The 12,551-nt window shown below is 59.7% G+C and carries 13 protein-coding genes; 9 read left to right on the forward strand and 4 right to left on the reverse strand.

The window, feature by feature from the left end; translation table 11 throughout:
• Positions 1-75: 75 nt before the first annotated feature.
• Complete coding sequence (locus EDF70_RS09745; RefSeq protein ID WP_348639716.1) at positions 76-573, reverse strand: GNAT family N-acetyltransferase; 498 nt, start codon at positions 571-573, stop codon at positions 76-78.
• Positions 574-615: 42 nt separating this feature from the next.
• Positions 616-1,581: a tripartite tricarboxylate transporter substrate binding protein gene (locus EDF70_RS09750; RefSeq protein WP_132273145.1), complete on the reverse strand. Its 966-nt coding sequence runs from the start codon at positions 1,579-1,581 to the stop codon at positions 616-618.
• Positions 1,582-1,891: 310 nt separating this feature from the next.
• Between EDF70_RS09750 and EDF70_RS09755 the strand changes: the two genes are divergently transcribed.
• The 9 genes from EDF70_RS09755 (at position 1,892) to EDF70_RS09790 (ending at position 11,439) form a co-directional block, all read left to right on the forward strand.
• The gene (locus tag EDF70_RS09755) at positions 1,892-2,245 is read left to right on the forward strand and encodes a hypothetical protein (RefSeq protein ID WP_132273146.1); all 354 of its coding nucleotides are present in this window, start codon (positions 1,892-1,894) and stop codon (positions 2,243-2,245) included.
• A 385-nt stretch (positions 2,246-2,630) separates the two neighbouring features.
• Positions 2,631-3,440 carry a hypothetical protein gene (locus tag EDF70_RS09760; protein WP_132273147.1) on the forward strand — a complete coding sequence of 270 codons (810 nt, stop codon included), beginning with the start codon at positions 2,631-2,633 and terminating at the stop codon, positions 3,438-3,440.
• A gap of 260 nt (positions 3,441-3,700) precedes the next feature.
• The gene (locus EDF70_RS09765; protein ID WP_132273148.1) at positions 3,701-5,026 is read left to right on the forward strand and encodes a L,D-transpeptidase family protein; all 1,326 of its coding nucleotides are present in this window, start codon (positions 3,701-3,703) and stop codon (positions 5,024-5,026) included.
• A 195-nt stretch (positions 5,027-5,221) separates the two neighbouring features.
• Positions 5,222-6,517, forward strand: a complete 1,296-nt coding sequence (gene glyA / locus EDF70_RS09770; protein ID WP_281033566.1) for a serine hydroxymethyltransferase — start codon at positions 5,222-5,224, stop codon at positions 6,515-6,517.
• A gap of 19 nt (positions 6,518-6,536) precedes the next feature.
• Positions 6,537-7,016 carry a transcriptional regulator NrdR gene (gene nrdR, locus EDF70_RS09775; RefSeq protein WP_132273150.1) on the forward strand — a complete coding sequence of 160 codons (480 nt, stop codon included), beginning with the start codon at positions 6,537-6,539 and terminating at the stop codon, positions 7,014-7,016.
• A 2-nt stretch (positions 7,017-7,018) separates the two neighbouring features.
• Positions 7,019-8,338 carry a bifunctional diaminohydroxyphosphoribosylaminopyrimidine deaminase/5-amino-6-(5-phosphoribosylamino)uracil reductase RibD gene (gene ribD / locus EDF70_RS09780; protein ID WP_281033567.1) on the forward strand — a complete coding sequence of 440 codons (1,320 nt, stop codon included), beginning with the start codon at positions 7,019-7,021 and terminating at the stop codon, positions 8,336-8,338.
• Positions 8,338-8,961, forward strand: coding sequence for a riboflavin synthase (locus EDF70_RS09785; RefSeq protein ID WP_132273151.1), 624 nt, complete (start codon positions 8,338-8,340; stop codon positions 8,959-8,961). Before ribD ends, EDF70_RS09785 begins: the two co-directional genes overlap by 1 nt.
• A gap of 76 nt (positions 8,962-9,037) precedes the next feature.
• Positions 9,038-9,178 carry a hypothetical protein gene (locus EDF70_RS29970; RefSeq protein ID WP_165931980.1) on the forward strand — a complete coding sequence of 47 codons (141 nt, stop codon included), beginning with the start codon at positions 9,038-9,040 and terminating at the stop codon, positions 9,176-9,178.
• 317 nt (positions 9,179-9,495) lie between these two features.
• A complete protein-coding gene (locus tag EDF70_RS09790) occupies positions 9,496-11,439 on the forward strand; it encodes a methyl-accepting chemotaxis protein (RefSeq protein WP_281033568.1) in 1,944 nt (647 codons plus the stop codon).
• A gap of 88 nt (positions 11,440-11,527) precedes the next feature.
• On the opposite strand, the gene EDF70_RS09795 is transcribed toward EDF70_RS09790, so the two are convergent.
• Complete coding sequence (locus EDF70_RS09795; RefSeq protein ID WP_132273152.1) at positions 11,528-11,938, reverse strand: hypothetical protein; 411 nt, start codon at positions 11,936-11,938, stop codon at positions 11,528-11,530.
• A 138-nt stretch (positions 11,939-12,076) separates the two neighbouring features.
• On the reverse strand, positions 12,077-12,367 hold the full coding sequence (locus tag EDF70_RS09800; RefSeq protein WP_132273153.1) for a hypothetical protein: 291 nt from the start codon (positions 12,365-12,367) through the stop codon (positions 12,077-12,079).
• Positions 12,368-12,551 lie beyond the last annotated feature (184 nt).

The raw sequence follows: 12,551 nt of genomic DNA on the forward strand, positions 1-12,551 counted from the left end.
TGCCCATAAATGATAGCCGTCCGAAAGGGTAAGTCATGGGAGGCTTTGCCTTGTGGTACCCGCTGACTCGGCCGCTCACCCCACCTCATAACATTTGCACACCGCACCCTCGGCCAGCCGGTAGGTCACAAAGCCCATTTTTTCGTAATAGGCCTGCCCCTCGGCATTTTTCTCGCCGATGAACGCTTCGATCTTTTCCAGACCAGCGGCGGCAGCTGCAAGCTCTGTCACCTCGAACAATTGTCGCCCCACACCGCGCCGCGCGGCAAGTGGCGAGACATGCGTGCCGATAATCCCCCAGCCGATCGGCGTGCCATACCGGTTGCCGTCGCGCGCAAGAACCAGCGACTGAAAACCGAGAACCGAGCCATCATCGTCCTCCGCCAACGAACAACGAATGCCGTCGGGGTTCCCGATGTAATGCGACAGCACAAAGGCCTCGTGGGCAGGGGAGATGCGTTTGCCCGCTTGAACGAGCAATTGCAGCATGGCGCTCATCGCGGGCGCATCGTCTGGTGTCGCGGTTCTGATTTGCATGATGCCAATGTCGAACGATTGCGCGCCTGTGGTCAAGACGGGAACCGGCCGGGTTTTTGGCCCGGCCGGTATTGATGTTTATTGCAACGGAACATTCGCGGCCTTGATGACCTCGGCCCATTTCGTCGTTTCACCGGCAATGAAGGTCTTGAACTCCGCGGATGTATTGCCGACCGGCGTGGCACCCATGCCCTTGATCTTGGCCACCATCTGCGGATCGGCAATGATCGCCTGCACTTCGCGGCTGAGCTTTTCCACGATCTCCGGCGGCGTGTCTGCCGGTGCGAACAGGCCGTGCCAGGAGGTCGCCTCGAAACCGGGAATGGTGTCCGCCATGGTCGGCACGTCGGGCAGAAGCTCGGCTTTTTCGAGGCTGGTCACGGCCAGCGCTCGCACATTGCCGGCCTTCACCTGTTGGGCGGCGGTCGGAATGTTGTCGAACATCATGTCCACATGGCCCGCCACCACATCCATGATCGCCTGATTGCTGGCTTTATAAGGAACATGGTTCATCTTCACGCCCGCCTTGGTAGACAGAAGCTCGCCGGCCAGATGGATAGACGTGCCGATGCCGGAAGAGGCGTAGCTGATCTCGCCGGGCTTGGTCTTCAGGAAGGCGATCAGTTCCGGCACCGTCTTTGCCTCGATCTTCGGGTTCACCACCAGCACGTTCGGCAGGGTGGCGATCAGCGAAATCGGCGCAAAACCTTTCGCCTTGTCATAGGGCAGTTCCTTGAAAAGCGTCTGGTTGATGGCGTTGGAACTGACCGTGCCCATGCTGATCGTATAACCGTCCGGTTCGGCGCGCGCCAATTCGCCAAGCCCGATATTGCCACCGGCTCCCGGCTTGTTTTCAACGATGAAACGTTGCCCCAGCCGCTGGTCGAGCCGCTCTCCGACCAGCCGCGCAAATGCATCGGTATTACCACCGGCCGCGAATGGTACGATGATCGTCACCGTTTTTGACGGATAATCCTGCGCGCTGGCAAAGGTGGAAAACACCGTTGCAACCGTCGCAAGCATGAAAAGACGCGAAAATTTCATGAAACACCCTCCCTTTTGATGGTCATGCCTCATCTGCCCCCTCGAACTCCTCCCCGAGAGAGCGGACGCAAAAAGCACTGTCCGTGAGAATTGTGACAAATGCAAGCATAAGTCATATTATCTCATTGTTGCCACTCGCGGGTGTGGACATGTTGTGTTTGCCGATTGTGGTGGACGCCGACTGAAACTATCTGTCAGGCGGCGAACTGCGCTGATGGATCGCGGCGCAAACCAGACACGAATAGCGACAAACATGCCGTCCACTTCACGTTCACCGATTTTACAGCGTTGGCTTTGGCTTGGACCCGCATTGGCGCTCGTCTGCGCCTTTGGCGTTTCGACGCTCCCGGCCAAAGGGCAGGCGCCTGCTGCGGATCTGCCCACGTCCGGTGCTGAAACCTGCGTCGCCGTGTTCACGGTGATGGCTTATGCCTATGCCGACGATGACCTCAAGGAACGGCAGCTGGAGGAGAAAAAGGCGGCGGCGCGGGCCGACATCCGGCCGCAGGAGGCGGCGGTTTCCACCGACGCGCTGGCTCCCGATGATCGTATCCAGCAGACGATGGATATCCTGAGCGAAATGATGTTGGAGCGGCCGGCGCAGGTTCAGGTGATCGCCAAGGACTGCTTCCGCCAGTATCCGCCGGAAATCGAGCTGAACTGATGGCAAGAGCTTTCTGCGCAGGTGTTGAGGATGAGGCGAAAAAATCTGCATTGTCATCTGCCTGAGCGGCCATAGATCATTGGCACGATTGAGAGCTGCGACGACCGCCTGCCGCATTTCATAAGCCCGGATTTTACCCGACATGCCGTATTACGAAGACAGGTTTCCTTTATCTCCCCTCCCATCCGAAGTGGTCACCACAGACAGGATCGAACGTCTTCTGACAGCGTCCGTCATCGGTTCCAGCGGCGTCAGCGGCACACCGAGTTTCTCGATTCGGCAGAAGGAGGTGGAAGCTTACAAGGGCTTTTATGTTGCGCGTTCGATCGAAATCCGCGGTGAGGACGATGACGACGTGACCTATGTGCTTGTGTTGGTCGGCGGCATGGTCGATGCGCGTTTTTTCGAGCGCGGTTCACGAAAATCGCCCTGGATCGAGATCGAGGGAAGGCCGCCGACCCTGGCGGAGATCCAGTCCTATTGGCGGCCTGTGACGGAACCTGCGATGCAAAAAAGGGTGGAAACTGCTTTTCTTGCCGTCGAACGGCATATCACCCGCCATCATATGGCTGATGCCACCGAAGAGCATAAGCTTCAACACGTCAGCCGTCAGGAACTGGACTGGAACAGTCTCGGGCAATTTTGCACTGTTTTGGGCGGCAGCACCAAGGAGACGCGTGCTTTCATCGATGATCACCTGATGTTCGCCGCCTACAATCCTCAAAATTACCTGCGGACGCATGGGCTCCTTGACAACATGACGCTGGACGATTGCCGCGAGTTTACGTGGCTATCGCTGCTTATGGACAGCGATAGCCATTTTTACAGAAGCCACCACATATGTGTCGTCGATTGGAAGACTGAGGGTGACGAGGTGGAATTTTGCATCAATCGTCTTCTGAAGACCGAACGCCCCGATACCGAGGATCGCGTTGATCTTGGCGGTGACGGAGTCATGTCGGCCACGGATGATTGGCTGGCCAAGGCGTCGGGTCAGCTCGAAAGACTGGCACTGCAGATCCTTCTGATCGATAGCGGCGGCGACAACTATGTCTTCACTCTTGCGGACAGCCGGAAGGCAAAGAGGCTCGTATCCCTTGGGAAAATGATCGGGCTGGTGGTCGATGTCTTTCCTTCGCCGCAAGCCGGTGGAAAAGGCTGGTTCGGGCGCATCATGACGATGTTTTCCCGCTGATTGACCGAAGCTCTGAAAGCCATCCAGCTTTTGACGCTGCGCCGCAGCATTTCTGTGTCCTTCCGGTCACGTCTCAACACGCCAGCGTGAGTGCAAGTTTTGCTGACACGAATCGGCCATATTGCTATGTGACCGCCAAGCTACACAAAGCCCGTCTTGCGTTTGTTTTCCGCGCCTAACCGCTGCGGCGGACGCAACGATTTTTAACCATATCCGTTTAGGGGTGTTGCCTTATGCCTACGGATGAGATGGACAGGAAAATGTCGAAGAAGATTGGATCTGAACTGATTTCCCGCCGCACCATGTTGCGCACGGCGGTTTCGGCCGGTGCTGCTGCCCTTGCGGCGCCAGCACTTGCACAATCGGCGATCGATGATCTGATCAACGCGCCGCGCCGCGGCGGCTGGGACGACCAGTTCGATGCCCGTTCGAGCACCAGCACCAGCGTCAGCACGAACAACCCGGTTCTCGGCCCCTCTGGACCGACCAACATCCAGACAGCCATCATGGAATACCAGGGCATCGTCCAGAACGGTGGCTGGCCTGAGGTCAATTCCGGCCAGACCCTGCGTCTCGGCGTCAATGATCCGGCCGTGCAGCAGCTGCGCCAGCGTCTGATGATTTCCGGCGACCTGTCGCGTCAGGCCGGTATCTCGTCGGCATTCGACAGCTATGTCGATGGCGCGGTCAAGCGCTTCCAGTCGCGTCACGGCCTGCCTGCCGACGGCGTTCTTGGCGAATTCTCGGTCAAGGCGCTGAATATTCCGGCCCGCACGCGTCTGTCGCAGCTCGAAACCAACCTCATCCGCCTGCAGTCGATGTCGGGCGATCTCGGCAGCCGATACATGATGGTCAACATTCCGGGCGCCTATGTGGAAGCCGTGGAAAACGATCGCGTGGCGTTGCGTAACACCGCCGTTGTCGGCCGTATCGACCGACCGACCCATGTCATCAATTCCAAGGTCTATGAGGTCATCCTCAATCCTTACTGGACAGCACCACGCTCGATCATCGTCAAGGATATCGTGCCCCTGATGCGCAAGGACCCGACATATCTGACCCGCAACCAGATCCGTCTCTTCGACGGTCGCGGTCAGGAAGTTGCACCGGAAACGGTCGATTGGCATGCGGAAAAGGCGCCGAACCTGATGTTCCGCCAGGATCCGGGCAAGATCAACGCCATGGCGTCCACCAAAATCAACTTCCACAACCCGAACAATGAATACATGCACGACACGCCCCAGCAGGGCCTGTTCAACAAGCTCATTCGTTTCGAATCCTCGGGCTGCATGCGTATCCAGAACGTCCGCGATCTCAATGCCTGGCTTCTGCGCGACACGCCCGGCTGGTCGCGTCAGGAAATGGAACGCGTCATCGCCACACGCCAGAACACGCCGATCAAGCTGGCGCAGGAAGTGCCGGTCTATATCGTCTACATCACCGCATGGTCAGCCAAGGACCGTGTCGTGCAGTTCCGCGACGATATCTATCAGCAGGACGGCAGCCAGGAACTGGCCTTGCAGACCACGACCGGCGTCGAGCAACGCCAGGGTGCGCTGACCGAAAGCGATATGCTGCCGCAATAATCGGTCGCCGATATTTGCCAATCGTCAGGCGCCCTTCCGTTTTTGCGGGAGGGCGTTTTGATTTTCGGCAGGGCTGACGGCAAAGATATGCACCGCCAATCGTCATCAGGCCTGCAAATGTCGTTCACCGTATTGCCCTGATGTCGCCAGCCCGCTAATACGCCTGACATCGCTTGCCCACCCCTTCGAGGAGCTTTGCATATGTCGACGACCGACGTTTTCTTTTCCCGCCCGCTGGCCGAAACCGATCCTGAAATCTTTGGCGCAATCGGCAAGGAGCTCGGTCGTCAGCGTCATGAGATCGAGCTGATCGCCTCGGAAAACATCGTCTCGCGCGCCGTGCTCGAAGCCCAGGGCTCGATCATGACCAACAAGTATGCCGAGGGCTATCCGGGCAAGCGCTATTACGGCGGCTGCCAGTTCGTCGATATCGCCGAAGAACTCGCCATCGAGCGTGCCAAGAAACTGTTCGGCGTCAACTTCGCCAACGTCCAGCCGAACTCGGGTTCGCAGATGAACCAGGCCGTGTTCCTGGCGCTGCTGCAGCCGGGCGACACGTTCATGGGCCTCGACCTCAACTCGGGTGGTCACCTGACCCACGGTTCGCCGGTCAACATGTCCGGCAAATGGTTCAACGTCGTCTCCTACGGCGTGCGCGAAGGCGACAACCTGCTCGACATGGATGAAGTCGCCCGCAAGGCCGAAGAAACCAAGCCCAAGCTGATCATTGCCGGCGGCACCGCCTATTCCCGTATCTGGGACTGGAAGCGTTTCCGCGAGATCGCAGACTCGGTCGGCGCCTACCTGATGGTCGACATGGCGCACATTGCCGGTCTCGTTGCCGGTGGCCAGCACCCGTCGCCGTTCCCGCATTGCCACGTTGCCACCACCACGACCCACAAGTCGCTGCGTGGCCCGCGCGGTGGCGTGATCCTCACCAATGACGAGGATCTGGCAAAGAAGTTCAATTCGGCCGTTTTCCCCGGCCTGCAGGGCGGCCCGCTCATGCACATCATCGCCGCCAAGGCCGTTGCCTTCGGTGAAGCGCTGCAGCCTGATTTCAAGGATTACGCGGCCCAGATCGTCAAGAACGCCAAGGCACTGTCGGAAACGCTGGTGGCCGGCGGCCTCGACATCGTCTCGGGCGGCACCGACAACCACCTGATGCTGGTCGACCTGCGCAAGAAGAACGCCACCGGCAAGCGCGCCGAAGCTGCTCTCGGTCGCGGTTACATCACCTGCAACAAGAACGGCATCCCGTTCGATCCTGAAAAGCCCTTCGTCACCTCCGGCGTCCGCCTCGGCACGCCGGCCGGCACGACGCGCGGTTTCAAGGAAGCCGAGTTCCGCGAGATCGGCAATCTCATCGTCGAGCTTCTGGATGGCCTCAAGGTCGCCAATTCCGACGAGGGCAATGCTGCCGTCGAAGCCGGTGTGCGCGAGAAGGTCATGAAACTGACCGAACGCTTCCCCATGTACCCGTACATGTAATTTTGAGGACTGATCGCGAATGCGCTGCCCCTTTTGCGGATCCGAAGACACGCAGGTGAAGGATAGCCGCCCGGCGGAGGATGCAACATCCATCCGCCGGCGTCGTATCTGCCCGGATTGCGGCGGACGTTTCACAACGTTCGAACGCGTGCAGCTGCGCGAGCTGATGGTCGTCAAGAAAGCCGGCCGCAAGGCCCTGTTCGACCGCAACAAGCTGGTGCGGTCGTTCCAGATCGCACTGCGCAAACGTCCGGTCGATCCCGACCGCATCGAACGCGCCGTGTCCGGCATTGTCCGGCGTCTCGAAAGCTCCGGCGAAGCGGAAATCTCGTCGGAAGAAATCGGCCTGCAGGTCTTGGAAGCACTCAAGAGCCTCGATGACGTGGCCTTCGTGCGTTACGCCTCGGTCTATCGCGATTTCTCGCATGCCGAGGATTTCGAAAAGGTCATCGCCGAGATCAACGCAAAGATCGGCCGCGACAGCGTCGTGGATCCCTGATCGTGACGGCCGGCGCGAACAGCGAGGCCGAAGCGACATCGGCCGATGATCGCCGCTTCATGGAAGAAGCGATCCGGTTGTCGCGCAGGCACACCGGCCTCACCGAAACCAACCCTTCCGTCGGCTGCGTCATCGTCAGGGATGGCGCGATCGTCGGCTCGGCGGTTACCGCAATCGGTGGCCGGCCGCATGCCGAAACCCAGGCCATCGCCGTTGCGGGCGAGAAGGCGAGGGGGGCAACCGCCTATGTGACGCTGGAACCCTGCGCCCATTGGGGCCGCACGCCGCCCTGCGCCAATGCGCTGGTCGATGCCGGCGTCGCCCGCGTCGTCGTCGCCGTCACCGATCCCGATCCGCGCGTCGCGGGGCAGGGGCTGAAAATACTCTCCGATGCCGGAATTACGGTCGAAACCGGATTGCTGGAGGAAGAGGGCAGGCGGGCGCTTGCCGGTTACCTCATGCGCCAGACGAACGGCCGGCCCTATGTCACTCTCAAGCTTGCTGTTTCCGCCGATGGCATGCTCGGTCGCCGCGGCGAGGAAATCTCCATTACCGGCCCGGAGGTACGTACCGAGGTTCACCATCTGCGCGCCGAAAACGACGCCATCCTTGTCGGCATCGGCACGATACTGTCCGACGATCCGGAACTGACGGTGCGCATTCCGGGCCTGGAGGATCGCTCGCCGGTCCGCATCGTGCTTGATCGGGACGGACGGTTTCCGCAGACATCGCGGTTGGCGCAGACAGCGGACGTGGTGCCGGTGATCGTGGCCGCTGTGGGCGGGTTACCCCTCTCTGGCCTGTTGTCGGAAGGTGCCGTCGATGAGCTGGGCAACCACTCCCGATCATGTCGATGCGAGGATCACGATCAGTCTGCCAAAGGCCCCTCCCAACCCTCCCCACAAGGGGGAGGGCTTAACCCAGTCGCGCCTGATATGCCCCATTCGGGCAGCACGGCCCCGCACGTCTTCTCCCCCCTTGTGGGGGAGATGGCCGGCAGGCCAGAGGGGGACTTTGTCGGCGACGGCAATGGCATGGCACCGATCACCCACCTGCACGCCGCCACTCTCACATCCCTTTTGCAAACCCTCGCCACCCGCGGTATCTCCACGCTGCTCGTCGAAGGTGGTGCCACGGTCGCCAGCGCCTTCCTCGCGGAAAATCTCGTCGATCGCATCGTCCTTTATGTAAGCGACACGATCGTCGGTGAAGGTGGTCTTGAATCGCCGCTGACGCCATCCGATATCCCGGCCAGCTTCATGTCTCTCGGCAGCGCCCCGGTCGGGGCCGATCGCCGCTTCGAATACGAAAGGTCCGCCTGATGTTCACTGGTATCGTTACCGATGTTGGCACCGTCTCCGCTGTCACACCGATGGATGAAGGTGTGAAACTGCGCATCGATACCGTCTATGATCCCAAGACCATCGATATGGGCGCGTCGATTTCTCACGCGGGCGTCTGCCTCACCGTCACCGGTCTTCCGGGCGAGGGCAGCAACGAGCGCTGGTTCGAGGTCGAGGCATGGGAAGAGGCGTTGCGCCTGACCACCATCGCCTCATGGAACCAGGGTACGAAGGTCAATCTGGAGCGCGCGCTCAAGATCGGTGACGAACTCGGCGGCCATATTGTCTCCGGCCATGTCGATGGCACCGCCGAAATTCTCTCGGTCGAATCGGAAGGCGAAGCCGTACGTATCCGTCTGCGCGCGCCCGAGCATCTGGCTCGGTTCGTGGCTCCAAAGGGTTCCGTCGCGCTGGATGGCACGTCGTTGACGGTGAATGCCGTCAATGGCGCTGATTTCGACATCCTCCTCATCCGCCACACGCTCGGCGTCACCAGTTGGGGCGAGCGCAAGGCCGGCGACCGTGTGAATTTCGAGGTCGATACCATGGCGCGTTACGCTGCCCGTCTGGCGGAGTTCCCGCAGCCTCAGCCGCAGTCTTAAACGTCAGCTTCTGCCTCCTCCGGAACTTATCGCGTCGCCGGTCGTTACGGGTGACTTCGCCAAGGAGGAGGCAAGTATGAAGCTGGTTCTGATTTCCACGTCCATGGCTGTGGCGCTTTTGGCTGTCGCCGCCACCTATATCTTGCCATCCATGCCCGGTGCCGCGAAATCGCGGGATTACGCGCAGTCAAGCTTTACATCTCCCGTCAGAAACTGAGTATTATTCCGATTGAACATTCGCCTGCAACCATTGGGTGGCAGGATTTTTGCTGTTATTTCTACAAGAGATTGCGATATTCCGAAAATATCTCGTAAGTGACTATATGTATTGATAAAATTAATGCTTATGAATTTTCGTTTAATCAAATTTAAACCACGCTCTGACTAGTTATAGTGTCGGCAGTAAGGGGATTAGGGTCGCGATGTATGCGATAGCGGCTGCCATGCAAGCAATTTTCATCGACAGATCTTCCTGAAATCGGCCGCTCCCTGCGTGGCCGGGCGTGGTCGTCTGTGCGCCATTCGGAACCCGCCATGTTGCAATATCTCGATAATGCAAAGATCCGCACCAAGATCGTTGCGCTGATCGCCCTGATGGGCGTTATCGCCTTCGCCGGCCTCGCCTATGTCAGTGCCCAGTTCAGGGATGCAGACACGCGTTACACGAATTTCATCAGCCACGAGAGCATGGCCGCGACGCTCAACGCACGCGCTACCGGTGGTCTGCTGCAGATGGGCTTTCAGCTCGGCCTCATGCTGGTCAACGATCCGGCTTCGCCTGAATTCGCCGCTGCGGTCAAGAAATACCAGGGCGACTTCGTCCTGATGAAGGAACGCGTCAACAAGACGGCCGAACTGGTGCCGACGCGCGGTCCGGCAGTCGCTGCCATGTTGAAGGCGGTGGATGAATTCGACCAGATGGGAAAGCGCGTTATCGAACTCGCGCAGGCCGGTCAGACGGTGCAGGCCCGTACCGTCATGCGTGAAGCAGGCGCCAAGGTCATGGCGACACTGCCGCTGTTTGCCAATGGCAACGATGAATTGATGAAGGCAGTCGATGCCGGCACCGCCGAGCTGCATGGCGAAACCGGCGCCACCATCACGACCGGTCTTGTTTCTCTCGGTCTCGCCATCGTGGCCGTTGTCCTGTTCGGCCTCTATATCGCCACTGTCAGCATCGTCGGCCCGATCAATCGTCTGAATGCCCGCATGGTGTCGCTGTCCGAAGGTGATACCGCCGCTGAAATTCCGGGCGAAGGCCGGAAGGATGCCGTTGGCCAGATGGCCAAGGCCGTGTCCATTTTCCGTGGCCAGGCACTTGAAAGCGCCCGCCTGACCCGCGAAGCCGATGCCGGCCGCAGCCAGTCGGAACAGGAAACCCGCGCCCGCGACGCCGCCAAGGCCAAGGATGCCGCCGACACCAAAATTGCGGTCGATGCGCTGGCGCTTGGGCTGCAGCGTCTGTCGGATGGCGATGTCGCCTATCGCATCAACCAGCCGTTCGTCGATCACCTCGACATGCTGCGCGGCAATTTCAACGGCTCGCTGGAAAAACTGCAGGCGACACTGAAGACGGTTGGCGGCAATGCCACGGCCATCTCCTCGGGTGCCGACGAAATCCGCTCTGCCGCCGACGATCTGGCCAAGCGCACGGAAAAGCAGGCAGCCTCGTTGGAAGAAACAGCTGCAGCCCTTGAGGAAATCACCACCACCGTACGCGATAGCGCCAAGCGTGCTGAAGAAGCCGGCGTGCTGGTCGAGAAGGCCCGCACCGAAGCCGAACGTTCCGGTGACGTCGTCCGCAAGGCGGTTTCCGCCATGGAAGAAATCGAAACCTCCTCCAGTGAAATCTCCAGCATCATCGGCGTCATCGACGATATCGCCTTCCAGACCAACCTGCTGGCTCTGAACGCCGGCGTCGAGGCCGCACGGGCAGGGGAAGCCGGCAAGGGATTTGCCGTTGTCGCCCAGGAAGTTCGCGAGCTTGCCCAGCGTTCTGCCACTGCCGCCCGCGAGATCAAGGTGCTGATCGGCAAGTCGGGCAACCACGTCCGCACCGGTGTCGATCTGGTTGGTGAAACCGGCGAAGCGCTGGAAGCCATTCAGGACGAGGTCAAGGAAATCTCCACGCTGGTGCGCGCCATCATCGAGGCCGCGCGCGAACAGGCCACCGGCATTCAGGAGATCAACACCTCCATCAATGCCATGGACCAGAGCACCCAGCAGAATGCCGCGATGGTGGAGGAATCCAACGCCGCCAGCCACGGCCTCGCCAGCGAAGCCGCAGCACTCACGCATCTGCTCGGCCAGTTCAACCTCGGCAGCGGTGCGGCCGCTACACCGCAGGCCGCATCGCATGCCTCGCGCCCGGTCGCATCTCCCGCCCGCCAGATGGTCAACAATCTGGCGCGTCGCGTTTCCGGCGGTAGGGCAGCTGTCGCCGCCGCGCCCTCTGGCGATGCCTGGGAAGAATTTTGATAAGGACTTTTCACAAGCGATTTTGAATAACGCAAAAGGCCGGACGATCGCTCGTCCGGCCTTTTATTTTTTAAGAAATGCCAGAAGCTTAGTGGGCGCCGGCCAGAATGTTGCAAAGGCCTTCGCGCACGATTTTCTTGTCGGTTACCTGACCGGCCTGAATGTCGAAAATGGCATCGACGCGCACATTGGCGCCCTGCTGGCGAGCAACAACCCGCAGCGTCTGGATGCGGCCGGAACCGGTGGTTTCCTGAAAGGCGTTGATTGAGGACAGGCCCTTATCGATCTTCACGCCGTCAAATCCTTCGGCGGATACGGCCTGCGCCAGCTTCTGCAGCATGGCCGGCGCCTTCGCCTTCGGAAACACTTCGAAAGTGCGGTAGCTCATCGCCGACAGCATCGGCACGCCGCTGACCTTGAAATTCGTGTCGCAGGTGGCAGCACTGGCGGCTCCCGCCATCAAACCTGCTGCTGCCAGCGAAAGGCAAAAAAGTCTCATTTCCCAACCCCGTGATCAAAACAATGCATAACGGTCGGGGAAACTAGGAGAACATGTCGGTTCTGCAAGCCGTATTTCTTGCACATTGACAAATAGGGGAAGAATACCCTGCCGGACGGGCAGGGTATCAAGGTAATATCAGGCGTCGGCGCTATCTTTATTTTCCAGCGCCACGCGCACCAGGCGGCAGTTTTCGTCTTCGTTGGACAACAGCGTCACCGGATCGACCATGCCGAAAGCGACGCCAAGGCCATTGGCCGCAGCCCAGCCCCAGTTGTCCTGCGCCATCTGCAACAGGCGAGGGCCTTCGCTGGTGATACAAGTCCTTGCCGCATCCATCAGCTCAGGCGTTGGCAGCCGATCGCTCAACTCCGCCTGCAACGGTGTGACGACGAAGATGGCGAAGAGGTAGCTGATGAAGTCGGACAATCAAATCTCCTGAGGGTTTTCCGGTAACTGGGGATTCGATAATGACTGCACAAGTATGACAGATAGCTGACCTTGCTGGACCGATCGGCTCTTTACTGCGTCTTCTCGCCTCATTAATCCCCCTTGCGGCGGCCCCGCAAGCGGAGTATCAGCCGCCGATAAAATAAGCGTCGAAACGGCCGGC

Source organism: Neorhizobium sp. JUb45, from assembly GCF_004343585.1.
Taxonomy (GTDB): domain Bacteria; phylum Pseudomonadota; class Alphaproteobacteria; order Rhizobiales; family Rhizobiaceae; genus Neorhizobium.

Excerpts from the sequence above, each read along its gene's own strand:
- EDF70_RS09750 (WP_132273145.1), bottom strand. The coding sequence starts at position 1,581 with ATGAAATTTTCGCGTCTTTTCATGCTTGCGACGGTTGCAACGGTGTTT.
- EDF70_RS09795 (WP_132273152.1), bottom strand. The coding sequence starts at position 11,938 with ATGAGACTTTTTTGCCTTTCGCTGGCAGCAGCAGGTTTGATGGCGGGA.
- EDF70_RS09765 (WP_132273148.1), top strand. The coding sequence starts at position 3,701 with ATGTCGAAGAAGATTGGATCTGAACTGATTTCCCGCCGCACCATGTTG.
- EDF70_RS09790 (WP_281033568.1), top strand. The coding sequence starts at position 9,496 with ATGTTGCAATATCTCGATAATGCAAAGATCCGCACCAAGATCGTTGCG.
- EDF70_RS09760 (WP_132273147.1), top strand. The coding sequence starts at position 2,631 with ATGGTCGATGCGCGTTTTTTCGAGCGCGGTTCACGAAAATCGCCCTGG.
- nrdR (WP_132273150.1), top strand. The coding sequence starts at position 6,537 with ATGCGCTGCCCCTTTTGCGGATCCGAAGACACGCAGGTGAAGGATAGC.
- EDF70_RS09785 (WP_132273151.1), top strand. The coding sequence starts at position 8,338 with ATGTTCACTGGTATCGTTACCGATGTTGGCACCGTCTCCGCTGTCACA.
- EDF70_RS29970 (WP_165931980.1), top strand. The coding sequence starts at position 9,038 with ATGAAGCTGGTTCTGATTTCCACGTCCATGGCTGTGGCGCTTTTGGCT.